Here is a 24,073-nt window from a genome sequence, read left to right on the forward strand (position 1 = left end):
GAGGACACTGTTGAACGCACAAATACAACGCTACTCTCTAAGCAATACAAATGTTACTGGCATTGAGAACAGAAAATGTACCCAGCGTACAAAGATTCATACTCATCGTCCTCACCGCGTTTGTCCCCTCTCTGGCCATCGCTGACTTTACACGTTAAAAACGAACAACTTTGTTCGATTTCGAACTGGTGAATTAAAAAGACCTAAACTGAAATTTCGTAAGCGCGTGTAATTTAGAGCTTTTTATGATTGGCACGCCTTTTTCTTACGTTTATTAAAAATAGAAAATGGTAGAGCACCATGAAAATTGAAATCTCGCAAAAAAAGTCTAATCGCCGGTGGTATGCACTTGGTCTTGTAGTGGTTACTTTTCTTAGTCTGGCCTTTGTTTTTACTCAGGAAGAAACACTTGTGGTGTCAGCAAATGAGATTGATGTACTACAGGTAAAGCAAGGCAACGTTGATTTGTATAGTCAGGCCTTTGGAGAGCTGTTTTCCGAACAAGAGCGTTTACTCACTTCTCAGGCATCTGGAAAAGTAGCCGAAATCTACTTGCGGCCAGGGACGCAAGTCGAGCCCGATACCGTAATATTGTCGCTGGCAAACCCAGAGTTAGACCGTGCACATCAGTCGGCACTTGGAGACTACAATGCACAAAAAGTGCAGTTGGAATCTTTTGATTTAGAACAGCAAAATGAGCGCTTAGACTATCAAAGCCGTATTGCCGATATTGAAGCTGCGCTAGAGCGCGCCAGACTTGAACTAGACGTTAATAAGCAGCTTTCAGAACGTGGCGTGTCAGCAAAGCTTGAAATACAGCGCGCAGAGCTTGTTGTAAAACAAGAAGCTAAGAAACTCGCGTTCGAACGTGAAAAATATCAGCACTTTCTCAAAGTACAGGCCTTTCAATTAAAGCAACGTCAAATAGAGTTGGAACAACTTCACCAGCAAGTGGCTTTACTTCAGCATCAGCTCGACGATATGCAAGTAAAAGCAGGTATACACGGCACATTACAAAGCCTTGATGTCGAGATTGGTGAAACCTTACCGCAAGGGTCGGTATTAGGGCGTGTAGGCTCAGTAGATAAACTGCTGGCACGCCTTCGTATACCTCAACATCAAGCTGACCAAATCACCGTAGGTGCGCCCGTTGAACTGACGACCAGAAAAGGCGTCATCACTGGCGAAATTAATTTGATTGAGTCTGTCGTTAATAACGGGGTTGTTATCGCCGAGGTCCGCCTTACCAGTGACTTACCCGCCGATGCTAGACCGCTAGCCCCCGTAACTGGGCAAGTATTTATGAAAACTCAACATAACGCACTGTATGTGCCGCAACTGGCCGGACTGCGCCCTCTATCGCAGCTAGAGCGATTTGTGATGAAAGAGGGTGAGAGTCAGGCGACTAAAAAACGCATTCAATTAGGTGATTTAACCAAAGGTAAGCTCATTATTCAGTCTGGTGTAGACGTGAATGATCGCTTCGTATCACAAATGCAGGACGCTTGGACTGCACATAACAAAATGACAATTAGACAAGAGGGATAAATGATGGGAAATAATATCGTCGTCAGTATGGATAGTATTCATAAAAAGTACATTGGTTCAGAAATTGAGACACATGCATTACAAGGAATTTCTCTTGATATCTATAGTGGAGAATTTGTTGCTATTACCGGACCATCGGGCTGCGGGAAATCTACATTACTTACTATTATGGGGTTATTAGATAGCGCAACAGAAGGCACCTACCAAATTAGTGATATTGACACCAAAGGGCTAAGCGTAGATCAGAGAACGCAGGTTAGAAATCAGCATATTGGCTATGTATTTCAATCGTTTAATCTTATCGACAGCATGACGGTGTTTGAGAATGTGGCGCTTCCTTTGGAGCATAGAGGAGAAAAGCCCGAAGCCATTAAGGATGCAGTGGTTGAAGCGCTTGACAAGGTGGGTATGCAACACCGAATTAACTACAAGCCCAACCAATTGTCAGGTGGTCAACAGCAACGTGTAGCGATTGCCAGAGCGTTAGTTGGCAAACCAGATTTGATCCTTGTTGATGAGCCTACAGGTAACCTAGATACCAAAAATGGTGATGCCGTAATGAAGCTACTCATGGAGCTGAATCAGCAAGGTTCTACCATAGTAATGGTGACTCACGATAGTCGGTACAGTGGTTTGGTGCACAGACAAGTACAACTGCTCGATGGCAAGATCGTAGGTGAAAAACAAGTCAACTTCGTTCGTGAGCAGGGGGTCGCATGAGGTTGTATATCAATGCATTTAAGCAAGGTATAGCAAGGATATTTACGCTACCTCGCTTGAGCTTACCATTAATATCGACACTGGGATTAACGCTTGCAGCGGTACTTACCGTAGTGGCGGTAGCGAATACATTGCTGTTTAAGCCCCTGCCGGATGTCAACGAAACTGACTTACATCAGGTGGAGTTGCAATTAGAATTCAACGAAGGGCTAATTGTTCCGTTTTTTAGCGATTTGCGTCGCGTGGCGTCGGCTAAAAATTACTGGGGTAATGATCTTGAATGGGCCTATATTTCGCCAGGGAACACCACTATTGATGTGGCTAACAGCGATATCAATGTAACTACTTTTAATGCATCAACAGGATCGCCAGAGGTACTTGGTTTAGCCCTACTCAATGGTCAGGGTAGTAATATTGAAAATGCCGAGGAAGGCGTGTGGATTTCAAAAAGCTTGTGGGAATCAGCGTACAGTAGCGCGACGGATATGACCCATATGACGCTGCGTCTTGAAGGCAACGACTATCCCATATTCGGCGTATTTGATAATTACACGAGTTTAAATACCGCAAGCTTAACTGGCGATACAGCCGAGCAGGTTTGGCGCTTTCAAAAGCTAGAGCAGAGTTTGGCTCAGCCAGATACCATTACGTTGAATATTGGTCCCATCACCGTTGTTCGCGGGCTTAAAGGTGACCTGCCGCAGCCCAGTGACTTAGAAAACTGGTTTGTCGATTATGCCAACAACGAAATTACCATCGACCGCGCCCGAGAGTTTTTGCTAAGTAAGAGAACCGTGGGTGAAGTGTCAAGTTACCGAGATGCTTTTATCGGTGACAGTGAGCAACTCGTGTTTGTCTTAATTATCGCCATGGTGAGTCTGCTTATTATGGCATGCCTTAACTTACTCAATATGTTTATTGCCCACTATCAAAGTCGCAGTAAAGAATTTGCAATTCAAATGTGCATGGGGTCTTCAGTAGGCAAGCTTCGTCGACTTATCTTTGTTGAGAATCTACCCATGTTTTTGATGGCCACATTACTTGGCTTACTCGCGGCAGGCTGGTTAATTGAAGTGCTCCCCGTTCTTGCGGGCGACAATTTACCATTGCTGGACCAAATTTCAGTGGATGTCAGTAGCGTAATTCTCGCCCTTATTTTTATCGTTTTTATTAACGTAGCGTTTGCCACTATCGCATTGTTGTATGTCGATAAGATGACCTTAACGGATAGTCTCAATTCAAGTGGTAAAGGAACGCCAGCTCAGCAGAATCAAACCATAAGCAAGGCACTGATGGTCGTGCAGCTGTCATTGGCGTGTGTATTACTCACTGCTGCAAGTGTGTCAGTTAAAGATAGCTACAACAATGCATACAGAAACTTAGGTTACAGCATGCCCAATGCGTATGAAGTTAGTATGTCTGTAGCGGATGATACATGGCGTACATCACTTGAAGAGTTTGATAACTACCAGGGCAGTGAATGGCAGCAACTGCGCCAAGCGTTTACTGAGCGTCTATCTGCTTTAGACGGTGAGGTGTTTGACATTAATGCACTTCCGCTGACGGGTAATGTGTCAATGAGTGCCTATCCTGATCCAGATTCTGGCGACTCGGTCATGATCCGTCCTATGATGTGGGCCCCAGGTGTATTTGATGCATTTGAAATCCCAGTAATTGCAGGGCGAGATTTAAACCTTGATGATGTTGGCCTGCCTAATATTCTTATTTCTCAATCATTTGCTATTGAACGTGCAGGTGAAGCCAACTGGATGTCTATGGTAGGTAAAGAAATAAAAATGGGTGACACTGCCGATGACATTTTTAAGGTAGTTGGCATCGTACATGATATCGACCCAATGCCGTCAGGCACACTCAATGTCGATGCGCCAGAGGTGTACTTTAGTAGTCCGACAAGAATGAACTTCAATACGTTATCGGCAGTGATTATCATGCCCGATGGAGAATCGTTAAATCTTGAAAGCGTAGCAAACCTTGTCAACGGTCTTGACCCACGATTAGGCGAGTTACGTGTCGATTCAATGAGCGAACGTTGGGAGTCAGTAACGCAAGCAACGCGCCTTAACATGTTAGTTGTGGCAGGTTTGGCCTTGTTAACACTGGTACTGGCGGTCATCGGTGTGTCTGGCCTGAGCCAAATGACTGCAGGTCAACGCAGTTATGAACTGGCAGTCAGAATGGCTACAGGTGCAAAACAAGCGCGCTTATTACAGTTGCTGATGAAAGAGTCACTATGGATGTTAATCATTGGTTTAAGTCTTGGCGCAATTGCTGGGGTGTTAGCTTATCAATATATGTTAGGCTTATTTGAAAATGCACCGTCTCTGGATTGGAGTGCGACAATAGGTATCAATGTGCTTCTTACATTCGCCATGCTGGTATCAGTTGCTATTCCCGGATGGCGAATTATACGCAAAGATCCAATGCGGACCTTGCGAGAGCTATAGATAGTAGTGAGCGCATAAACTACAAAAAGCCCCTGTCCCCAAAGACTGGGGCTTTCACTTAAGGAGTCACATGCAAGTTTCAAAAGGAATGATAGTTGTCGTTGATGATGACGAAGATATTCGTTTAGCGCTGTCGATGCTGCTGTCAAACCATGGTTATCAAGTGCTAGAGGCGAGTAGTCCTAAACAGTTGGCGCGTATTGTGGCGCAGCAGCTACCTCAACTAGTGTTGCTAGATATGAACTTCAGCCGCGATACGACCAGTGGTGGAGAAGGCCTTGAAGTGCTTTCTCAGCTCACACAGCAAAATATTCGTACGGTATTGATGACCGCATGGGGAAATATTGAGCTTGCCGTAAAAGGGATGCAGCTTGGTGCTGCGGATTTCTTTGAGAAGCCGTGGGATAATCAAAAACTTCTCGATGTCGTGGAAAAGCATATTTATTCGTCTACAGAATCAGGCAGTTACGCACATCGCAGAGCAACCACAAAACCCGCTAATCGGGCCAATGCATGGGTTGCCCAATCGCCTGCAATGCGCCAGTTAGAAGAGATGATTGAACAGGTGGCCAACACGCAAGCAAGCGTACTTATTTTAGGTGAAAATGGAACGGGTAAATCACTATTGGCTGAGCGCTTACACCTACTTTCAAACCGAAATAGTGCACCGTTTGTCTCGGTAAATATGGGCGCTATTCCTGAAAATCTCTTTGAAAGCGAACTATTTGGACACGTTAAAGGCGCGTTTACTGATGCCAAAGACGCACGCAAAGGACGATTTGAGTTGGCGCAAAACGGCACGCTATTTATGGATGAAATTGGTGCCTTGCCAAATGCCGTGCAGCCCAAATTGCTACGCGTATTAGAAAGCAATGAGTTTGAGCCGGTGGGTTCAAGTACAACGCACAGTGCTGATGTCAGAATAATTAGCGCGACAAATGCCGATCTTAACGACATGGTGGAGGGTGGTAATTTTAGGCGAGATCTTATGTTTCGTTTAAATACTTTTGTACTCTCCTTACCGCCCTTACGAGAAAGAAAGGAGGATATAACCTTACTCGCCACGCATTTCATTGAATCGTTTTCAGCTAAGTACCAAAAAGCAAAATTAACGCTGAGTGATGATGTAGCCATTTTACTTAATAACTACTCTTGGCCGGGTAATGTGCGCGAGCTTAGCCACGTAATTGAACGTGCCGTCATTTTGTGTCGAGAGACAGAGATTTTGCCTGCTCATATTATGTTACCTGACGACACTCAGTCTAAGGATGAGCGCAATTCAAACGTGTTGCGCTCTTTAGATGATGTGGAATATGACATGATTACCCACGCCCTCAAAAAGTACCAAGGCCATGTTAGTAAAGCCGCTTCCGCATTAGGTATTTCTCGTAACGCGCTGTATCGCAGATTGGAAAAATACCAGTTAAGCAAAGAGGATTTCGAAGTTGATTAAAACGCGGCGCACCGTGGAGTTCAAAATTAAAGTTGCGCTTGTCTTTACTGTGCTTATGTTCCTCGTCATGGCGGGTATTATCGGCGTTGCGTTTGAATGGTCGTTGTTGGCAATCTGCACCATGCTATTCTTTTTATCATACCCGCTTTGCTGGGTAGCATGGCGAGTTTGGGATTTTTGGTGTTCATCCATTATGCGCGTAAGTACCTATGTGCAAAGCGTCAATATGGGGGAGTCTAGTACGAGCTTAGCAAGGCGAGGCTCGTCAGTACTCATTGATGATCTCGTCAGAGAAATTGAACTGTTACAATCAAAAAGTGCAATAGGAAGCACATCGACCCAGCTACTCCCTATTCTGCTGTCGCAGTTGTTTGAAGATATCCCTATTGTCATTATCGCTTTCGACGACAACTTCACATTAATTTATGCTAATCGAGAAGCGTATGCCATGCGCGAGGTGAGCTTATTGCAGGGCATGCATGCTCAACAACTGGGCTTTACAGTCAGTAAAGACCAAATCCATCATCCAGCACTGACGCGAAGTTGGCGCTGTCAGTCGAGTGCACTTAATTATATGCAGCAGTCAGCTTACCTTTTCACTGCCATCAATATTGACTCAGAACTTAAACAAAGTGAGCAGGCCGTACAGAATAACATCGTTAGAGTGCTAAGCCATGAGCTGCGAAATACGCTTACACCTATGTCGTCTATGGCGGATACATTGTTATCGATGTCTAATTGGGATCTTGAGCAAGTGCGCAAAGTGCTGAGCAGAGTAAAAAGTCGCTCTGATGGGCTACTTAGCTTTGTAGAGCGATTCGCAGAAGTGGCAAAAATACCCGAGCCACAATATGAGCGTTTCGATTTAACGACGGTTGTTGAGCAAACCAAGACGCTATTAGGCGAAAAAGACCAATTGCGTTTTTCAGGTCAACACACCTGTTATGGCGACCCACAGTTGTTAGCTCACGTACTTATAAACCTTGTTAAAAATGCATTAGAAGCGGTCGAAGAGAAAGATGCCATTATCGACGTGCAATTCTATTTAAGTGATTCGCAGCAACACCTAATTGTTACAGATAACGGTTCGGGGTTCTCAAACATAGAGAACGCGAAAACGCCGCTTTTTACCACCAAAGAACACGGGGCAGGTATTGGCTTAGCGTTTGTTGAATCAGTTGTCAGCAAGCACGATGGAAAGCTAGCACTCTTAAACGGTGCAAATGGAGGCGCAAAGGTTGAGTTGGTGTGGCCATCACATTAAAACTCGCAAGCACAGAGTGTGGGTTCGCGTTATACTCAATTTAGAGCGTTGATGTTTTTCATAGGTAAAACGTGAAGCTAAACAAAGCTACCGAATTAATTCGCCTGCGCGTTGCACTTATCATAGGTGCCTGCCTTGTTTTAGGTTTTATGGTGGCAGATGTTCTGCTCTTACCTAGTAGTATGTACTCGCTTTACTTTTTTGACCGTTTACTACTGCAACTACCCATCATTGCAGTGGTCGTCGTTTTCTCTTTTTGGCGCCGTTTTGCACAATGTAAACAGTTTCTTTTTACCGGACTGTTAGTGGCACTGACCTACAGCAATTATTGGCTTATTTGGTCGTGCTGGCATGAATTTCAATTCGCCTTCCCATATGAAGGCACCATTTTGTATGCTTTCTTTTGTGTATTCGCGTTAGGCATTCCTTTCAAACTTGCCGTTGCTGCGAATACCATCAATATATTGGGTTTTTTGGCGCTAATGTGGTTTGCGCCAGTGTATGGTGACAGAGTCGCCATTTCTATTGCCTTTGTGTGCGGCTCTCTATTTATCTGTGCCTATGCTAAGTATCGTCTCGATCGCAGTGTAAGTATGCTTAAAGAGAGTAACGACAGGTTACTAAAATTAAGCAAGTATGACCCATTATCAGACCTACTCAATCGGCGAGCACTACGCGAGCTAAGCGTGAAATTGCTCGCACTGAGCAAGCGTCACAAGGTGTCTATGGCAGTATTGATGCTCGACCTTGATGATTTTAAGAAATACAACGATAGCTTTGGGCATCAGCAAGGTGATGACGCGATAAAAACTGCAAGCCGATATTATGCGCAGTGTATTTAAGCGAGACACGGATATTTTAGGTCGCTATGGCGGAGAGGAATTCATTGTTGTGTTAAGTGATATCACTAAGCAGCAAGTGGCAGTGCACTGCGATGCGCTGCTTGACAAGTGGAAGCAAAAAAAGGTTGTTCATGCAGATGATGCTAAACATCCGACGATGAGCTGCTCTATAGGCGCTGTAATCGCATCTGACTTACGTGATATTACTATCGACAAACTCATCGATAAGGCCGATCAGGCTCTCTATGCTGCTAAAGAAAAGGGTAAAGCACGTACAGAATTAGTGACGTATGAGAGATAGTCTTAACAAAATTCCTGTATCTTTGTCGTTTAATGTCTGGTTAACAATCTTGTGATCTCGCGTTAACCCTTTGTTATCAACTTTGCTTATAAATGCGCCGAAGTTGTTGCTATAATTGTAAAAAATGCGATAAAAGTCCGTAAATGTCGTTTACTTGCATTGAACAAAAGTACTCATATCCGTAGAATGCCCAGCTGCAATTTTTCCCCTATTACTATGAGTATTTTATGAAGCAACAGTTTTCTTTACGTGCCTCAGTATGCTTAGCGCTAGCTACTTTAGCCTCTTCATCTGCGCTAGCTGCTGGTTTTCAAGTTAATGAACACAGTGCAAATGGCCTTGGTCGCGCTATGGCCGGCCAAGCGGCTAAGCCAGAGAATGCCTCTATTCTTGCAACTAACCCCGCTGCTATTGGTGTATTTAAAGAAGCTGAATTCAGTGCATCTGCAAGCTTTATTGACCCAAATGTAGACATTGATGGTGCAGTAACATACAACCTAGGTGACACAGTAGTAAGCGCAAGCCCAGCAGCAGAAGACAACATCGCTGATACGGCAATTGTGCCAAGCTTTTTCTATGTTTCTCCTATTAATGACCAGCTCACTGCTGGCGTAGGCGTATTTACAACCTACGGTCTTCGTTCAGACTACTCAGATGATTTTGGAGCGCTTCATTTCGCAGACACAGCAGAAGTAAAAACGGTAACGTTAAACCCTGCTGTTTCTTACAAAGTAAACAAGCAGCTTATGGTTGGCTTTGGCTTAAACATTACCTACGCAGAAGCTGAGATTGGCTCTGGTGTATCTAATACACTAGCAGGTACGGTTGCTGGCTTAGCGCCGACAGCAGAAGCACTGGGCATTACCCTACCAACACTTACCCCTGGTGCTTCACTATTTAGCATGGAAGGGGATGATTGGGGCTACGGCTGGAATGCAGGTGTTTTCTGGCAGCCTACTGATATGACAAATATTGCGCTTTCATACCGCGCAGAAACTAAGCTTGAGCTGGAAGGTGCGGTGTCGTCACAAACACCTATTTTCCCTATTAACCTTAATCAGCCTGGTAGCCTAGATTTAAACCTTGCGGCAACGACTGAATTAGCTATTGATCAAAAAATCGATAGCCAGTGGTCTGTTCAAGCAAGCGTAGTGTTCACAGATTGGAGCACATTTGAAAAGCTTGAAGCTAACCTAGAAGATGGCGTTGACTTCCTTATTAAAGAAGAGAACTTCGACGACTCTTGGCGTGCGGCTATCGGTGTGACTTATGTCTTGAATGACGAGATTACACTTCGTGCTGGCTATGCGTATGACGATGGTGTGGTGTCAGTAGAGAATCGCTCTTTAAGTATTCCTGATACTGACCGCCAGTGGTTCTCTGGTGGTTTGACGTATACGATGAGTGACGACACTTCAATTGATGTAGCGTACGTGTTTATTGATGGCCGCGAAGCGAAAATCGACAAAGACAGAACGATTTTAAGTAACGTTCTACCAGGCACTGACTTTACGACTAACTTTTCTGGTACTCAGTCAGCAACTGCTCATATTCTTAGCGTACAGCTAAATACACGTTTCTAATTTTCATGCACAAGCTAATAAAAAGGCAGCCACTGGCTGCCTTTTTTATATCTGCTCAAACAACTCTTGTAAGCAAGTAATTGCTGCGCTTATCTTTTTAGGGACAAGGTCTCTTTTCGGTGTAACGGCATACACGGTGTAATCCGGCAATTGCCAGTCACAAAACAGTTGTTTCATTTCACCCGATTTAAGAAGATGACGTATCTCAGGTTCTGGTAACACTGCATAACCCACCCCGTCTTTCGTTAGTTGAATTAGAGTTTGCATTGAGTTGACATCAATACGCTGTGCATCGAGTTCGTAACTTTCGTGTTGTTTGTGCTCCATGGTATAGGTATCGATATGACGGTGCGAAATGTACGTATACTCGTTAAGTTGTTCGGGCGTTATGAGTGTTTTACTAGCCAACGGATGTGATGACGATACACATAAAATGCGTTGCCATGTTGCTAGCTTTAGACTGCTAAAATTGGTGTCTGAAACAGGTGCAAAACACAGAACCAAATCGGCGCACGATGCGATGATATCCTTGGGTTCGTCGGTAAGCGTTAACGACAGAGAAAGTTTGGGAAATGCTTCGCATAAAGTGCGTAAAGGCTCACTTAGCAACCCGCCGCCAAAACCTTCTGGCGCAATAATATTGATTTTACCAGAGGGATTGTCTTGCAGACTTTCAATCTGCTGTTGTGCGACGTGTGCCGTATCAAGCATTCGCTTGCTGGTATCGTAGTAAATTCGCCCAGCTTCTGTCAGACTCAAGCTTCTGGTATTGCGATTAAACAAGCTTAGACCGATATCTTGCTCTAGCTTTCTTAGCTGTTGGCTTATTGCAGAAACCGTCATGTGCAACTCTCTTGCGGCTACACTCATGCTGCCACTATCGGTGACTGCAACAAACACCTGTAGTGATCGTAAAAGTTTTGAATTCATGGCGCCTTAGTCATCCTTTTATGGCCGTAATGTTCAATTTTCGCTTGTTATTATTATTTTTAATTGCTTGTGCGCTTATTTCGCTAGCATGGTAATAGTATTAAATTTTTGCAATGAAATAGCGAAGTCTGCCGTATTTTATCGCCAATTAGCGCTTTTCAGGCTTTCTTTACGAAATCTTTACTGGTGAAAATTTATTCTATTTGGCTGCATATTAAATATTAATATGCACGATACTGGTGAATTTGTATCCATTTTGTAGGTGTTTTGTTTTCATAAAGTAAAACCTGTTTATTCACTCTTTTAATGTGCCAATAAAGTGGTAGCTTATTAAAGCGTATTGAGCTTTGCTGCAAAAACGTACGGAAAAGAACAACACGCTCTAAATAACTAACCGTTCCTAGCGAGAATAAAAATGAAAAAGTACCGCGTTCTTTTACTCATCCTCTTTACCTCTGTGTGGCTTGGAGGGTGTGCTTCGGTTGAAAAAAGCGCTTCGATTGATTTTGGTCCAGCGACCTTTACACAGCCCGGTTTTACCGCAGTAACAGTAGCCTATGCACCAGAGATGGAGGGTATTCTTAACAGAATAGCGCAAGACCCTAACGCTTCTATTCATACTACTAAGACCATTAAAGGTGTAACTTACCGTTTAGGTACCTACCACGACGAACCGATTTTGGTATTCGCTACCGGAATGAGTATTGCCAACGCAGCCATGACCATGCAAATGGCCTTGGATTACTTTCCTGTCAAGCAGGTGGTATACATGGGGATTGCAGGTGCAGTAAATCCCAAGTGGCAACCTGGCGATGTTATTGTGCCAGCGCGTTGGTACTATCACGATGAAAGTGTCTACACCAACGAAGACCCGAATAGCCCCGGCCAATATATCCTGCCAGAATACTATGCAGCGTTTATGGAAGAGCAAGAATCTCGCCGCGCCCAAGACCCGCACATACCACACTATAAGCCTTTCCACTTTATTCACCCCGACGAAGTGTTAATCGTGAAAGACGGTATGGATAAACCGAAAGACACAGCTTACTTTAGTGCATCTGAGCGCTTGCTGGAGGCAGCGAAACAGGCCATGGCAGAGATGCCCGTACAACGCGTATTAAATGAGCGAGACGCTCAGTTATTTGTGGGCGGTAATGGCATAACGGGGTCGGTATTTATGGATAACCGAGAGTACCGTAAATGGACACGAGACGTTTTTAACGCTGAAGTAACTGAAATGGAATCCGCTGCTATTGGCCAAGTGTGCACAATTAACAATGTAGACTGGGTGATTGTGCGCGCTATCAGCGACTTAGCTGGTGGGCAAGAAGGTGTGAACGTGGAGAATAAGTTTGATAAAGAAGTATCGCGCATTGGGGCCAATGTACTGTTTTCTGTATTAGACACATTGGCTGAAAAATAACGATGTCACGTGTGAGTGTTGGCTGCATACTGGCCAACACTCGCACCCCAAATTCGCCTATATGCTATCTGTGCATTGGTGAATGCACGAAAACGCACTGTTCACCCTTGGTCCCTTTCACCTAACGGATAGTGCGAACCAACTTTATCGTATTGGTTGCTAACTTTACTTCTATAAGAAATACCACCAATGCACTGATGAGAAACATCATTGCTAAAATGAAAAGCACGATGACTGGCGTTTTCAAATCTACTACCCACAGTGAGCCAGAGAACAACGCCATTATGACGGTACATACCATTAACCCAGCTGCGACACACAATCCTATTGCCCAGTTGATCACTTGTACTCTGCGCCATAGCACCTTAATTTCCGCTTTTGAACGGTCAACAATATGAGGGTCAGAAAGTGTGTGAATTTGGCGTTCTGCCACCCTCACTCTATCTGAGATACGACCTAATCGAGAAGACATTACATTGAGAAAGCCAGCAATACCGGTAAGCAAAAATACAGGGGCAACGGCGAATTCTATGAGCTGCGAAAGACTGGGAATTAGGGTGTCCAATAGTATCCTCCAAGTGTAGTTCGTCTAGGACCGTAATAACGTGCCACAGCAAACACTATGCCACGAGAAAAATTGATGTACTGCATTTTTTGATGCTTATCTTTTGAATATTGGTTTTTAGCTTATGTTCAGAGGCTTACAGGGTACAATGTTTTATAGTGCCGTATATTTACAACTTAAAGGATAGAACATGTCTGTAAAGCCGTTGTTTCTCTTGTCTCTTTTTGCCACCACTTCAGTGCTAGCAGCATTTTCTGCCACTGCTTTGGAGGAAGAGGCTAACTACATAGAACGTATCGAAACAACATCAAGTCGTATAACAGGCAAAGCCAATGCAAATGGTTATGTCGTTTCTTCAATCAACAGCGACGTTCTTTCGCTACTTTCACTTCAGCATATTCAAGAAGCGCTCAACTACGTCGCGGGTGCTGGGGTGCAGCGTGGCAATGGTCAAGAATATCTACCTGCACTTCGTTCACCTGTACTAACGGGGGCAGGTGCCTGTGGTGGTATATTAGCGGCAGAAGACGGCATCGCACTTCGAGCCGCAGGTTTTTGTAATATTAACGAATTGTTTGAAGCTCATGGTGAAATGGCTGAGCGTATTGACGTGCTAAAGGGCCCCGCGTCACCACTTTATGGATCAAACGCTATTCATGGTGTGATAAATGTTGTTACGCCTGATACCACGGTCAGTAAGGGCTTATTAGCCTACGATTATGGCTCATTTGGCTTTAATCGCATAAAACTAAGACAGGGAAAGGATTTTGGGCACAGTGGTGTTGGCATTAATGCCAGTATCACGCGAGACAATGGATATCGTGACAAAGAAGGTGTTGACCAAGAGAAAGTGAACCTGCGGCATCGACTAAACTTAACCGATACTGTCATTACTTCCGGGTTTACCTACACCAATCTTGATCAAGATACAGCAGGATATATTACGGGGTTTGAGAGTTATAAGAACGACAGCGTAGCGCAAGCTAACCCCAATCCAGAAGCATTTCGCAAGGCACAAAGCACAAGATTATGGAGTAAAGTCGAAACCACTTTTGACGGCGGTCATACACTGTCGATAACGCCTTACTTACGCGACCAAAGCATGGACTTTTTGATGCACTTTTTGCCAGGAAAACCGCTAGAGGAAAATGCGCAACAAGGGTTAGGAGTACTGTCGCAACTGAACTATGTAATAAGTCCTGCATTGAATATTGATGTGGGTATTGACGTTGAATACACCGAAGGGGAACTTGTTCAGTCACAAGATGCGCCAACACAAGGCTCGGCCTTTCTAGTTGGTACTGTGCCACAGGGCAAGCACTACGATTACGATGTTGACGCCACTCTCATCGCGCCTTTCTTTGCGCTTAACTGGCAACAAGCTCGTTGGAATGTATCGGTAGGAGGGCGATTTGAAAGTATGGAGTATGACTACACAAATAACATGAACGCAGGGCGCTTACGCGAAGATGGCACTGAATGTGGTTTCGGTGGTTGTCGTTATTCTCGACCTGAAAGTGGCAAAAACGATTTTGATAATTTTAGCCCATCGCTAAGCGCGAGTTATCGATTAGATGGTCAAACCTATCTCTACATGGGGCTATCTCGTGGTTTCCGCGCTCCGCAAGCGACAGAATTGTATCGCTTGCAGCGCGCTCAGCAAGTCGCCGACCTAGACTCGGTAACGGCGACAAACTATGAAGTAGGTCTTAAAGGGCTTATGGATAATGGGCGTTATACGTTGTCATTGTACAGTTTACGTAAAAACAACGTGATTTACCGTGACAGTGATTTTTTTAATATTAATAACGGTGAAACATGGCACCGAGGCATTGAAGTGGAACTAAGCCAGGCTATTTTACCGAACTGGACGTTTGATGTGGCAGTGAGCTATGCACGACACACTTATGAACACAGTCAACTTCAAGGTGAAGTCGATATTAAAGGTAACGATATCGATACCGCACCTAAGCTACAGCTTAATGCGCGGCTAAGTTACGATGTTACCGATACCATTCGAGCTCAATTAGAATGGCAGCATGTTGATGATTATTTTACAGATGCTGAAAATGCCAATGAATATGAGGGGCACGACTTGCTGCACGCCAGAGTGAGTTACGGGATTACCAGCGACATCACAGTTAGCGCAAGAATAAACAATCTGCTTGACGCTGATTATGCCGACCGTGCTGATTTCACAACCTTTAGTGGCCCTCGTTACTTTCCGGGTAGGCCGCGCAACTTCATGCTTAGCGCATCACTAGCGCTATAGCACTATATTTAAAAAGCGCCTGTATACGCTTGTGCCCAAGCGTATACAGGCGTACTCTTAGGTATTAATCATCGCTGACAAAAGTTAGCGAGCAACGCAGACCTAACGTAAAAGACATGGGTTGCAGTCATGCCACGTATTGCTATTGCAAAAGCAGTAGTCATAGGTGGAATGATTGTAAATAGGTAAAACCCATGCAAAAAATAGTTATTGTTGGTGGCGGTGCTGGTGGTCTAGAACTAGCCAGTCGCTTAAGCCGCACCCTCGGGAGAAAGAAACAAGCCGAAATAACCCTTGTCGACCGCAGTCGAACCCATATCTGGAAGCCACTTCTGCACGAAGTTGCCGCCGGTGTTATCGATAAACATTCAGACGGTGTGGATTATGCCATTCACGCTGCGGCTCACCATTATCGCTTTCAATTAGGCGAAATGTGCGCACTGGATGCTGAATCGCAAACCATCACACTGAACCCTCTAATTGACGAAGAAGGCGCCCAAGTATTGCCTGAACGTCATATTCATTATGATCAACTGGTTCTTGCCATTGGTAGTGTTAGCAATGATTTCGGCACCCCCGGTGTTGCTACTAACTGCTATTTTCTCGATTCGCTTTTGCAAGCTGAACGTTTTCACCGTGCTCTGCTAAACCAACTTATCCGTATTAATCAGCAAGAAGATAAAGATGCTCGAATTAATGTTGCTATTGTTGGGGCTGGCGCAACGGGCACTGAGCTTGCGGCTCAGCTTCATCACGTGGCCAATTTATCAAAGGCCTACGGTATGCCAGACATGTCAGCTTCACGCTTGAAAATTACTATCGTGGAAGCGGGAGAACGTATTTTGCCTGCGCTTCCTGAACGTATAGCAAATTCAGCGAGAAAAGCACTACATAAACTGGGCGTTGATATAAAAGAACAGACCATGGTGGCCGAGGCCGATGAAAATGGACTAATTACCAAAGACGGTAGCCGTATTGATGCGGACTTAATGGTATGGGCGGCAGGCGTTAAAGCGCCAGACTTTATTACCAAGATGGGGTTGTTTGAAACCAATCGCGCCAATCAAATTTTAGTCGATAAGCAATTGAGAAGCTCTACGCATAAAAATATTTGGGTGTTAGGCGATTGTTGTGGCTTTCAACAAGACAACGGTAAATGGGTGCCACCAAGAGCACAATCGGCACATCAGATGGCTGATATTGTGGCATACAATATAAAGGCGTTGTTTAACCAAAAAGAAGTGAAACCCTTTGTCTATCAGGATTATGGGTCGCTAGTTCACCTAAGTAAATACAGTACTGTTGGTAGCCTAATGGGCTCTTTATCAAACAGCAGTATGTTTATCGAAGGGCGTTTAGCTAAATTGGTTTATGTGTCTTTGTATAATATGCATCAGTTTGCGGTACATGGAAAAATTAAAGGTGCGCTTAAATTACTCGTTAAAAAGCTTAGCCATGCCATTAGCCCAAAGTTAAAACTTCACTGATAACAATGTTGATGGTTAGCATGAAAAAGCCCCTACTTAGGGGCTTTTGTGTTTATTTTGGAAAAAGTGTGCGGTATGCAGTGTATTACTGCTTAACACCTTCTACATGAAGCTCAAGTTCAACTGTTTGTGATGCTGGACCCAAGTCGTAGTCAATACCGAAGTCTTTAAGTGCAATGGTTGTAGTTCCCGCAAAGCCTGCGCGGTAACCACCCCATGGGTCTTTACCTTCACCGATTTTTTTTGCTTCGATCGTAATAGGTTTAGTTACGCCGTGAAGCGTGAAGTCACCCATTACGTCCATCATACCATCGCCTTTATCGACAATTTTTGTGCTAACGAATTTAGCTTTAGGAAAATCGTCAACATTGAGGAAATCGTCGCTTTTTAGGTGCTTATCGCGCTCAGCATGGTTCGAATCGATACTGTCAGTATCGATAGTTACCATGATTTTCGCATTGCTTGGCATACTGTCATCGTAGCTGAATGTACCTTCAAAGTCGTTGAAACGACCCGTTAACCACGAGTAGCCAAGGTGTTGAATCTTAAAGTTGATAGAGGCATGTGCACCTTTGCTATCAATAACATAATCCGCCGCGTGAGCAGTGCTTAAAGACAGCGCAGCTGCCAAGGCAAGTGTTAACTTCTTCATTATTTCTCCTTAAGTGTATCTATCGAAGCCGTAACATCTGCTTCATTGTGTCGTCTTTATTAATAAAGTGGTGTTTCAATGCCGCAAGCGCATGCAGTGCAGCAACAATAATTACTGTCCAAGCCAAATAGAAATGAATATCACCTGCCACGTCTTCCTGATTTTCTATCAGCTCACCAAAAGCGGGTACTGAAATCCAGTTAAAGATATCAATTGCGCGTCCGTCAGCTGTTGAGATGAGGTAGCCCGATATAAATAAACCAAACAGCAGCAAGTACAAAAGGCCATGTCCTATTTTGCTTAGCGCCTTTTCCAACTGACTTCCATAGGTAGGTGGACGCGTTGAAATCATCCGCATAAGTACGCGGTAAAGTGTTAACGCAAACAGGATTAAGCCTACACTTTTGTGCCAATGCGGAGCGGTTTTGTACCAATCGCTGTAATAGGTCAAGTCGACCATCCACAGGCCTGAAGCGAACATGCCAATAACGACAATCGCAGTTAGCCAGTGTAGTAGCCTTATTGTTAGTGGCCATTTGACTTTCATCAATATCCCTTGGTGTTATCTAGTACCAGTGAGTGTATGTCTTAACTTACGAATTAAACATTGCATTTTTTTTGTGAAACTATTCGTCTTTTTCGAATTTGAAAGCAATACCTAATGGTGACCTTATCGTCCAGTGGAAGAAAAATTGCGCTTAGCTGAACTGTTAAACGGCTAAAATGAGCCTATAGTTTAATCAGTGGGCAAAATATTCAATACAAGTTGACGGTCTTGCTCACTACATCAATTAACTGAACAAGGTTTTACATCGTGCGTGTATCGTTTGTAGTACTGGCTTTGATTATGCCTGTGCTGTTTTCTTCGCTACTAACATTCTCTTCTATTGGGGAAGAAAAACGCGCGATTACGCATTCCAATAAATATAAAGCTGACAGTTCAATATCATTTGTTGTGGCGCAATGGGAGTTAAGTGCGTCCGATGTACTAGAAGATGATGTTGATGATGATGGGCTTTCGCTTTACGCTTTGCTTGAGAGTGAGCATAGTGGTGACTTAACAAGTTCTGCAACACGACCCATTCATTTTCGCAGTTATCGCGAAATCACTATCCGCGGACCTCCTTCGTTTTCTTAATCAAAGCCCCCTTTTTTATTATTTTGATTAGGAGATGTAGGTATGCACGCCTTAAATCTATATAAAACCGAAACTATCGATACGTTAGCATGGCCAGTGGTTGAAAATACGATCACTGTTAATTCCCCCGCAATGGCTGTGTTTACCGATTTTAAACAACACCTACCCCATGTCATAGATGGTAGAACACCCGCCACGAAAGTGGAGGCGATAATGCGTCAGTCACACGTAAGAATGATGTTGGTAGTCAACAGTGAGAATCGCTTCATGGGTATTGTGACAAGTCATGATGTAGGCGAACAGCAGCTGATAAAGCGTATGACTGAGCTCAATCTAAAGCGAGAAGAGCTTTCAGTAAATGATTTCATGCGCCCCAAAACGTCGCTGATGTCGTTTGATTTTGTTGAACTTGCGCGTTCCTCAGTCGGTGATGTCATTGAGACGCTCAAAGACTATGGGCAGCATCATTGTTTGGTAATGGATAGAGAATCTCATGAAGTGCGAGGTGTTATCAGCGTTAGTGATATAGCCAGAGAGCTTAAGTTACCGCTCGATATACAAGGGCGTCCAACATTTGCTGAGCTCATTACTATTCTCGCTGCCTAATTGGCTATTTTTTTTGAAGTGAACCATACTTTGAATGCAGTGACATTATCTGCATTCGAAGTGTGGCCTTACGTCAACTTCGATGTTCTTTGTTATCTTAGTCAATGTCTGAAAAAGCTTGGTGAATGCAATAAGAAATGAAGTTGAGGCGAAGTTATGAAGTACGCTCATGGTGAGTACGTAGTAAGCCGTTGTGGAGCGATAATGGCTGTTCAGGCACAAGGACCATGGAATCGTGAGTGCGTAGTTAAATTTGCTGAAGATTACCGGTCAGAAAGAGAAGGCCTAGCTGGAAACCGATGGGGAGATATCATTTTCGTGACGGGCGAATCGCTTTTCGTTCCGGATGCTGCCGACGTACTCAAGTCTCTAGTGAAGAGTGTTATGAAACTGGGCTTGAGTCATATTGCAGTGGTGTTAGGTAACTCTACAGTGCGCTCATCCACTAAAACGCAATTAGAAAAAATATACAATAGTCTCGGGATTGCCCACGTTTTTGTCGAAACTAATGATCAGGCCCTGCAGTGGTTAGAAAGTGAAGGCTATTTAGTCGATAAAACAGCACTTGCAACTCACTATCTTAAATCCCCTACAAACCCGAATTAAGTTATAGCGATAATTGACCTTAGCGTTATGTCGGGCATGAATGGTATGTAAATAGCATTCTAACTATCAATATGGACTAACAACAATGCAAAACATAGAGATAGAATTATGAATAGAACGCTATTTCCCACCAGTGTGGTTACAAAAGCATTTACTTGGGCTTACCAAGAGCTAGGCCTAAATATTAAACAAGCCTCTGAAATATTGGGTATTTCACCGTCGTCACTTGCACAAACTACCCTGTTAGGGTTTGAGAGTGGCACGCGAGAATATCGAACGCAGCTTGCTTTCATTCGTATGTATCATTTACTCATCACTATGTCAGAAGGGGACAGTGAGCAAATGCAAGTGTGGTTCACTCGATACAATGTCGACTTGGCTGCGTCGCCTTTTTCTGTTTGTAAGTCCTCTGATGGTATTGAACAGGTCACGGAGCATCTGCGCAGCGTTAAGCAGCAAGCGCTAGGATACGGCCTCATGGATACACTAGAGTCACATACTTTACGAAGCAAAGTTTCTCAAAGTAGTGCCTTTCATTAGCGTTGTTGTGCTGCCCTTGGCGATACTGCATTCGATGATGTAACGCTGTCGATAAATGCTGCGCAAGCCTCTGGCTGTGTGATAGGGACCATGTGGCCGGCTTCAGATAATAGCTGGGATTGTGCATCTGGTAGTTCGCTCAAAACCGCTGACATGTGTGTGTGCGGATCTAAAATGGCATCTTTTTCACCGTACAATACGCCCACTGGGCATGTGATATCACGATACCGGTCTTTCTGACGGTGCAAGCTCCCTTGTGCAGATACTGTATCGCGGCTCCCTTCGTAAAAACTTCTAGAGTGTAAGGCAAGTATGCCACCTCCGTTTACCGCGAAGTCATGAGGGACAGCTTCTGGGTAAAAAATTTGTCCGACTTGCTTCTTTCCAAACTGCACGCGAAGTGGGCTGGCAATTGTCGATGATACCGTCTTTCTTACGGGGTCATTGGGGATATAAAGCATTGATAGCGGGCCTGCACCACCTGTAAGGGGGGTGGTGAGTGGGCAAAGTAAGGTGACAGATGAAATTGTGTCAGGAGCGTCGAGTGCCATTCGCAAGGCAATTCCTCCACCCATCGAGTGTCCCACGAGGGACGCTGAATGGATATTTTCATTTTCCATCCATTCTAACAACATCGCACTTTGCGTTTCGAACGTCGCTGATGTGTGACGAAATCGAGATGAAAAACCACTACCAGGTCTATCCACACAATAAACAGTGTACTTCTCTGCAAGCAAACTGGCTAATGCGGCGAAATTCCTACTGTTGCCAAGTAAACCGTGTATCAGAACTAAATTGGGACCATTACCTTGTACTTGCCAGTGAATAATACCGCCATTGACAGTAGTAAGTTTTCCGCTAGGCGAAAAGTTCTTCTCAATACCTTTATCGACTTTATTGGTAAAGAGCACACCAGCAATAATAAGCAGAGCAATAACAATAAGCAGTATGAACATGAAAAGTTCCTGATGAATGTGTAGTTTTTAAGCTATCCATTTCGGTTTTGAAGGTCAACAAACTCTTAATGATAGATCTCAATACACGCTTTAGTGCGTCGCTTTTCTTTAAGTATTAAGGTGAGCCAGCATAGCTGATACACTTGTTATAAATGCAGTGGTAAAGACCCTGCTAAAGAACGTCGTACTGAATTACAGGTCCTGAACAATGGAAATACGTATTACATCGTCAATCTCAATTGATGATAGCGAACTCGAGATGCAAGCCATTCGAGCACAAGGGAGTGGTGGGCAAAACGTCAATAAGGTAAGTAGTGCAATTCATTTGCGGTTTGCTATTGGTACTTCATCGCTACCACAAGAGCTTAAAGAAAAGCTGTTAAGCTTAAAAGATAGCCGTGTAACTAATGACGGCATATTTGTACTAAAAGCACAGAGTTTTAGAACACAGGAACAAAACAGAGAAGATGCTGTTGAGCGGCTAATAGCATGGATAAAGGCAGCGACGATTGAACAGAAGCCGCGCAGAGCGACAAAGGTAAGTAAATCGGTAAAAGTGCGCCGAGGTGAAGTAAAAAAACAACAAAGTGCGAAAAAAACACTACGCAAGAAAGTGGAATTTTAGCCACAAATAGCCTAAAGTATAACCCAATTTAGAATGTCATTTCTCAAGACAACGGAAAATTCTTAAAATAATAAACGAATGTGTCTTGTGTTTGTGCTCAATATTGGAACTTAGGGAAGCATTTAAGTGACTCGGTCAGACGTTATTCCTATGGTGCTCTTTGCGGCTATTGTCGTGTCGCTGGGAATTAACACACCTCAAGCAGCGAACGAGATTATTGCTCGTTTGTTTAATAAATCGATTTCTCAAAGCGAACTTCAACCGTCAAAAGCGGATGTTGAGCGTTTCCAATCTGTTCTTACCGATAAATCAGAAAAAGAAGTAAAAGCGCTTCTTGCTCAGCGTGCACTCGGCACTAAAATTACTGAATCGGTGTTGGCTGATTTTGCTAGCAGAAATGCCATTGAGCCAAATGCAGGTGAAGTACAGTCGGCTTATGCCGTCATTAAATTATGGACTGTCGACTTGGATGAAAACTCTAGTTATCAGGAAGATGAGCTAGAGCGCTATCGGCTAGCCATGGCTGAAGGTATGGCAAAAAGTTGGAAAGTATCAAAAGCATTATATGAGGCTTATGGTGGTGATGTTGTGTTTCAACAAGACAATCCGCTAACGCCAGTTGGTGCTTATCAAAAGCTATTTGAGCAGTATCGCGAGCAGGGTGAATTTGTAATTTATGATCCTGTGTTTAAAGCGGCGTTTTGGAACTCTGTGCGTATGAAGTACGCAAATACTTACGATGAAGGTAATATCGACTTCTCTGTTCCTTGGTGGGAAAAGAGCATGACTGCTGCAGAAAAATGAGTATCTCAATCATCTTACTTTGTGAAAGGCCGTGTTAATTAACACGGCCTTTTTTATGAATTAAGTACATCTACGGTTGCATGAAAACTAGTTAAGGTAACCGTCTACTTCTTTTTCGGCTTCGTCACGACTTTTGCCGTACGCTTGTTGAATCTTACCGACCAATTCTTCACGTCGACCGTCAATTACATCCAAGTCGTCATCGGTAAGTTTGCCCCATTTTTGCTGCACCTTACCTTTCATCTCTTTCCAATTACCTTCAATACGATCACTGTTCATAACTTGCTCTCCTTATCCAAACAATTGGTTCAAAAACTGGCTCAAAAAATTGTCCAGTTACCATAGGAGTAGCAATTGATATTCCAAGACGTAGGTGTATGAAAGTAAGGTGTTTTTTTTGTAGGATATTGTGTGAGTAAAATAATTTATATGCAGAATTTACAAGCGCTTGCAAAGCCTACAGGAAAGCGTAAATGTAATCGGGGTATAAACGAAAAGCTAAAAGAAAAGGGGCTAAAAGCCCCTTAAAAATCACAACATAACTTGGAAAACACGTTTACACACCACAAAATCGCACACTCAACGACTTCATGTATAAGTTAAGATAGCGCAATTTCAAAAAGGTTCCGCGTTTATTGAAATAAATAGGTAAAAATATAAATACCTAATTCATCGCCTGTATTTTGAACAGTGGAAAACGCAGATTAACGGCTTACTCTTTAGTTCTTTTACTTGCCTAAAGGGCCTGTGTTTCGGCCTGGCTCTGCTGTTTTACATGGCGAAGCGTTATAAAACTAATGCACGCAGTAAATGCAATTAGCGCAGATGCTACCGCGAAAGGCAGTGCAATATCTTGTTGATAGATTAAGGCTGCCAGAGGTGGGCCTACTATGTAGCCCATGGCTGTTGTTGCGGTAATAAGCCCGGTAATAGATGATTGTTGTTGGGGAGCGCAGTAAGTGGTTGCTGCTGCCGCTAGCGCTGGGTATGCCATACCCATACCAAGGCCCATAATTGCCATGGCAAGATATAGAACTTCAAACGTACTTTGCAAAAATAAGAGAAAATACGCGAGTGCAAGTAGTGGAAGTGCCAGTGATATCATCGCCTCTTTGCTAATTCGAGCTTTTTGTACCACTGTAAATTGGATGGTTAGTGAAGCAGCTGCGCTGCACATCATGGCAAAGCCAACTTGGCGGGCCGCATCAACAGGGGAAAGATGGTAAAAATCGATAAAGAAAAAGCCCAGTGATTGCTGCATCATCGCCATAGCACAAAATACGCAAATACAGG

24 protein-coding genes are annotated in these 24,073 nt (G+C 43.8%); 17 read left to right on the forward strand and 7 right to left on the reverse strand.

Annotation, left to right across the window (positions count from 1 at the left end):
- Positions 1 to 300: 300 nt before the first annotated feature.
- The 8 genes from LHL20_RS00965 (at position 301) to LHL20_RS00995 (ending at position 10,176) form a co-directional block, all read left to right on the forward strand.
- Positions 301 to 1,548, forward strand: coding sequence for an efflux RND transporter periplasmic adaptor subunit (locus LHL20_RS00965; RefSeq protein WP_226431886.1), 1,248 nt, complete (start codon positions 301 to 303; stop codon positions 1,546 to 1,548).
- A 3-nt stretch (positions 1,549 to 1,551) separates the two neighbouring features.
- Positions 1,552 to 2,268: an ABC transporter ATP-binding protein gene (locus LHL20_RS00970; RefSeq protein ID WP_226432020.1), complete on the forward strand. Its 717-nt coding sequence runs from the start codon at positions 1,552 to 1,554 to the stop codon at positions 2,266 to 2,268.
- A complete protein-coding gene (locus LHL20_RS00975) occupies positions 2,265 to 4,733 on the forward strand; it encodes an FtsX-like permease family protein (RefSeq protein ID WP_226431887.1) in 2,469 nt (822 codons plus the stop codon). Before LHL20_RS00970 ends, LHL20_RS00975 begins: the two co-directional genes overlap by 4 nt.
- A 70-nt stretch (positions 4,734 to 4,803) precedes the next feature.
- Complete coding sequence (locus tag LHL20_RS00980) at positions 4,804 to 6,186, forward strand: sigma-54-dependent transcriptional regulator (protein WP_226431888.1); 1,383 nt, start codon at positions 4,804 to 4,806, stop codon at positions 6,184 to 6,186.
- A gap of 13 nt (positions 6,187 to 6,199) precedes the next feature.
- Positions 6,200 to 7,450: a sensor histidine kinase gene (locus tag LHL20_RS21145; protein WP_226431889.1), complete on the forward strand. Its 1,251-nt coding sequence runs from the start codon at positions 6,200 to 6,202 to the stop codon at positions 7,448 to 7,450.
- A 71-nt stretch (positions 7,451 to 7,521) separates the two neighbouring features.
- Positions 7,522 to 8,292, forward strand: a complete 771-nt coding sequence (locus LHL20_RS21150; RefSeq protein ID WP_319003203.1) for a GGDEF domain-containing protein — start codon at positions 7,522 to 7,524, stop codon at positions 8,290 to 8,292.
- Entirely contained in the window at positions 8,276 to 8,593 is a 318-nt protein-coding gene (locus tag LHL20_RS21010; RefSeq protein WP_264180718.1) for a GGDEF domain-containing protein, read from the forward strand. Before LHL20_RS21150 ends, LHL20_RS21010 begins: the two co-directional genes overlap by 17 nt.
- Positions 8,594 to 8,820: 227 nt before the next feature.
- The gene (locus LHL20_RS00995) at positions 8,821 to 10,176 is read left to right on the forward strand and encodes an OmpP1/FadL family transporter (protein ID WP_226431890.1); all 1,356 of its coding nucleotides are present in this window, start codon (positions 8,821 to 8,823) and stop codon (positions 10,174 to 10,176) included.
- 45 nt (positions 10,177 to 10,221) lie between these two features.
- Here LHL20_RS00995 and LHL20_RS01000 read toward each other — a convergent pair whose 3' ends face one another.
- Positions 10,222 to 11,106 carry a LysR family transcriptional regulator gene (locus LHL20_RS01000; RefSeq protein ID WP_226431891.1) on the reverse strand — a complete coding sequence of 295 codons (885 nt, stop codon included), beginning with the start codon at positions 11,104 to 11,106 and terminating at the stop codon, positions 10,222 to 10,224.
- 415 nt (positions 11,107 to 11,521) lie between these two features.
- Between LHL20_RS01000 and LHL20_RS01005 the strand changes: the two genes are divergently transcribed.
- Positions 11,522 to 12,529 carry a 5'-methylthioadenosine/S-adenosylhomocysteine nucleosidase family protein gene (locus LHL20_RS01005; RefSeq protein ID WP_226431892.1) on the forward strand — a complete coding sequence of 336 codons (1,008 nt, stop codon included), beginning with the start codon at positions 11,522 to 11,524 and terminating at the stop codon, positions 12,527 to 12,529.
- 121 nt (positions 12,530 to 12,650) lie between these two features.
- Here LHL20_RS01005 and LHL20_RS01010 read toward each other — a convergent pair whose 3' ends face one another.
- Positions 12,651 to 13,094, reverse strand: coding sequence for a DUF2721 domain-containing protein (locus LHL20_RS01010; RefSeq protein WP_226431893.1), 444 nt, complete (start codon positions 13,092 to 13,094; stop codon positions 12,651 to 12,653).
- A 190-nt stretch (positions 13,095 to 13,284) separates the two neighbouring features.
- On the opposite strand from LHL20_RS01010, the gene LHL20_RS01015 reads away from it, so the two are divergent.
- Together LHL20_RS01015 and LHL20_RS01020 are read left to right on the forward strand one after the other, a co-directional pair.
- Positions 13,285 to 15,366 carry a TonB-dependent receptor gene (locus LHL20_RS01015; protein ID WP_226431894.1) on the forward strand — a complete coding sequence of 694 codons (2,082 nt, stop codon included), beginning with the start codon at positions 13,285 to 13,287 and terminating at the stop codon, positions 15,364 to 15,366.
- A 194-nt stretch (positions 15,367 to 15,560) separates the two neighbouring features.
- Complete coding sequence (locus tag LHL20_RS01020; RefSeq protein WP_226431895.1) at positions 15,561 to 16,853, forward strand: NAD(P)/FAD-dependent oxidoreductase; 1,293 nt, start codon at positions 15,561 to 15,563, stop codon at positions 16,851 to 16,853.
- Between the two features lie 85 nt (positions 16,854 to 16,938).
- On the opposite strand, the gene LHL20_RS01025 is transcribed toward LHL20_RS01020, so the two are convergent.
- Positions 16,939 to 17,505, reverse strand: a complete 567-nt coding sequence (locus tag LHL20_RS01025) for a YceI family protein (protein WP_226431896.1) — start codon at positions 17,503 to 17,505, stop codon at positions 16,939 to 16,941.
- Between the two features lie 19 nt (positions 17,506 to 17,524).
- A complete protein-coding gene (locus LHL20_RS01030; protein ID WP_226431897.1) occupies positions 17,525 to 18,052 on the reverse strand; it encodes a cytochrome b in 528 nt (175 codons plus the stop codon).
- 267 nt (positions 18,053 to 18,319) lie between these two features.
- Between LHL20_RS01030 and LHL20_RS01035 the strand changes: the two genes are divergently transcribed.
- The 4 genes from LHL20_RS01035 to LHL20_RS01050 all read left to right on the forward strand — a co-directional run bounded on the left by LHL20_RS01035 (position 18,320) and on the right by LHL20_RS01050 (position 20,395).
- Positions 18,320 to 18,643 (forward strand): hypothetical protein, encoded by a 324-nt coding sequence (locus LHL20_RS01035; protein ID WP_226431898.1) that lies wholly within the window; start codon positions 18,320 to 18,322, stop codon positions 18,641 to 18,643.
- A 42-nt stretch (positions 18,644 to 18,685) separates the two neighbouring features.
- On the forward strand, positions 18,686 to 19,249 hold the full coding sequence (locus LHL20_RS01040; protein WP_202262830.1) for a CBS domain-containing protein: 564 nt from the start codon (positions 18,686 to 18,688) through the stop codon (positions 19,247 to 19,249).
- A gap of 156 nt (positions 19,250 to 19,405) precedes the next feature.
- Positions 19,406 to 19,855, forward strand: a complete 450-nt coding sequence (locus LHL20_RS01045) for a hypothetical protein (RefSeq protein ID WP_226431899.1) — start codon at positions 19,406 to 19,408, stop codon at positions 19,853 to 19,855.
- Positions 19,856 to 19,963: 108 nt separating this feature from the next.
- On the forward strand, positions 19,964 to 20,395 hold the full coding sequence (locus LHL20_RS01050; protein ID WP_226431900.1) for a hypothetical protein: 432 nt from the start codon (positions 19,964 to 19,966) through the stop codon (positions 20,393 to 20,395).
- Here LHL20_RS01050 and LHL20_RS01055 read toward each other — a convergent pair.
- A complete protein-coding gene (locus LHL20_RS01055; RefSeq protein WP_226431901.1) occupies positions 20,392 to 21,351 on the reverse strand; it encodes an alpha/beta fold hydrolase in 960 nt (319 codons plus the stop codon). The two genes, LHL20_RS01050 and LHL20_RS01055, sit on opposite strands and share 4 nt — an antisense overlap.
- Positions 21,352 to 21,559: 208 nt before the next feature.
- Here LHL20_RS01055 and arfB point away from each other — a divergent pair, with 208 nt between their 5' ends.
- Positions 21,560 to 21,976 carry an alternative ribosome rescue aminoacyl-tRNA hydrolase ArfB gene (gene arfB, locus LHL20_RS01060; protein ID WP_202262827.1) on the forward strand — a complete coding sequence of 139 codons (417 nt, stop codon included), beginning with the start codon at positions 21,560 to 21,562 and terminating at the stop codon, positions 21,974 to 21,976.
- Positions 21,977 to 22,102: 126 nt separating this feature from the next.
- Positions 22,103 to 22,780: a hypothetical protein gene (locus LHL20_RS01065; RefSeq protein WP_226431902.1), complete on the forward strand. Its 678-nt coding sequence runs from the start codon at positions 22,103 to 22,105 to the stop codon at positions 22,778 to 22,780.
- Positions 22,781 to 22,867: 87 nt separating this feature from the next.
- Here LHL20_RS01065 and LHL20_RS01070 read toward each other — a convergent pair whose 3' ends face one another.
- The gene (locus LHL20_RS01070) at positions 22,868 to 23,059 is read right to left on the reverse strand and encodes a CsbD family protein (RefSeq protein ID WP_202262825.1); all 192 of its coding nucleotides are present in this window, start codon (positions 23,057 to 23,059) and stop codon (positions 22,868 to 22,870) included.
- Between the two features lie 457 nt (positions 23,060 to 23,516).
- Positions 23,517 to 24,044 carry an MFS transporter gene (locus LHL20_RS01075; protein WP_226431903.1) on the reverse strand — a complete coding sequence of 176 codons (528 nt, stop codon included), beginning with the start codon at positions 24,042 to 24,044 and terminating at the stop codon, positions 23,517 to 23,519.
- Positions 24,045 to 24,073 lie beyond the last annotated feature (29 nt).

The organism is Alteromonas sp. McT4-15 (assembly GCF_020515205.1).
In the GTDB taxonomy this organism is placed as follows: Bacteria; Pseudomonadota; Gammaproteobacteria; order Enterobacterales; family Alteromonadaceae; genus Alteromonas.

Coding starts and splice junctions, on each gene's coding strand:
- LHL20_RS00965 (WP_226431886.1), top strand. CDS start 301: ATGAAAATTGAAATCTCGCAAAAAAAGTCTAATCGCCGGTGGTATGCA.
- LHL20_RS00970 (WP_226432020.1), top strand. CDS start 1,552: ATGGGAAATAATATCGTCGTCAGTATGGATAGTATTCATAAAAAGTAC.
- LHL20_RS00975 (WP_226431887.1), top strand. CDS start 2,265: ATGAGGTTGTATATCAATGCATTTAAGCAAGGTATAGCAAGGATATTT.
- LHL20_RS00980 (WP_226431888.1), top strand. CDS start 4,804: ATGCAAGTTTCAAAAGGAATGATAGTTGTCGTTGATGATGACGAAGAT.
- LHL20_RS21010 (WP_264180718.1), top strand. CDS start 8,276: ATGCGCAGTGTATTTAAGCGAGACACGGATATTTTAGGTCGCTATGGC.
- LHL20_RS00995 (WP_226431890.1), top strand. CDS start 8,821: ATGAAGCAACAGTTTTCTTTACGTGCCTCAGTATGCTTAGCGCTAGCT.
- LHL20_RS01000 (WP_226431891.1), bottom strand. CDS start 11,106: ATGAATTCAAAACTTTTACGATCACTACAGGTGTTTGTTGCAGTCACC.
- LHL20_RS01005 (WP_226431892.1), top strand. CDS start 11,522: ATGAAAAAGTACCGCGTTCTTTTACTCATCCTCTTTACCTCTGTGTGG.
- LHL20_RS01015 (WP_226431894.1), top strand. CDS start 13,285: ATGTCTGTAAAGCCGTTGTTTCTCTTGTCTCTTTTTGCCACCACTTCA.
- LHL20_RS01020 (WP_226431895.1), top strand. CDS start 15,561: ATGCAAAAAATAGTTATTGTTGGTGGCGGTGCTGGTGGTCTAGAACTA.
- LHL20_RS01025 (WP_226431896.1), bottom strand. CDS start 17,505: ATGAAGAAGTTAACACTTGCCTTGGCAGCTGCGCTGTCTTTAAGCACT.
- LHL20_RS01030 (WP_226431897.1), bottom strand. CDS start 18,052: ATGAAAGTCAAATGGCCACTAACAATAAGGCTACTACACTGGCTAACT.
- LHL20_RS01040 (WP_202262830.1), top strand. CDS start 18,686: ATGCACGCCTTAAATCTATATAAAACCGAAACTATCGATACGTTAGCA.
- LHL20_RS01045 (WP_226431899.1), top strand. CDS start 19,406: ATGAAGTACGCTCATGGTGAGTACGTAGTAAGCCGTTGTGGAGCGATA.
- LHL20_RS01050 (WP_226431900.1), top strand. CDS start 19,964: ATGAATAGAACGCTATTTCCCACCAGTGTGGTTACAAAAGCATTTACT.
- LHL20_RS01055 (WP_226431901.1), bottom strand. CDS start 21,351: ATGTTCATACTGCTTATTGTTATTGCTCTGCTTATTATTGCTGGTGTG.
- arfB (WP_202262827.1), top strand. CDS start 21,560: ATGGAAATACGTATTACATCGTCAATCTCAATTGATGATAGCGAACTC.
- LHL20_RS01070 (WP_202262825.1), bottom strand. CDS start 23,059: ATGAACAGTGATCGTATTGAAGGTAATTGGAAAGAGATGAAAGGTAAG.
- LHL20_RS01075 (WP_226431903.1), bottom strand. CDS start 24,044: ATGATGCAGCAATCACTGGGCTTTTTCTTTATCGATTTTTACCATCTT.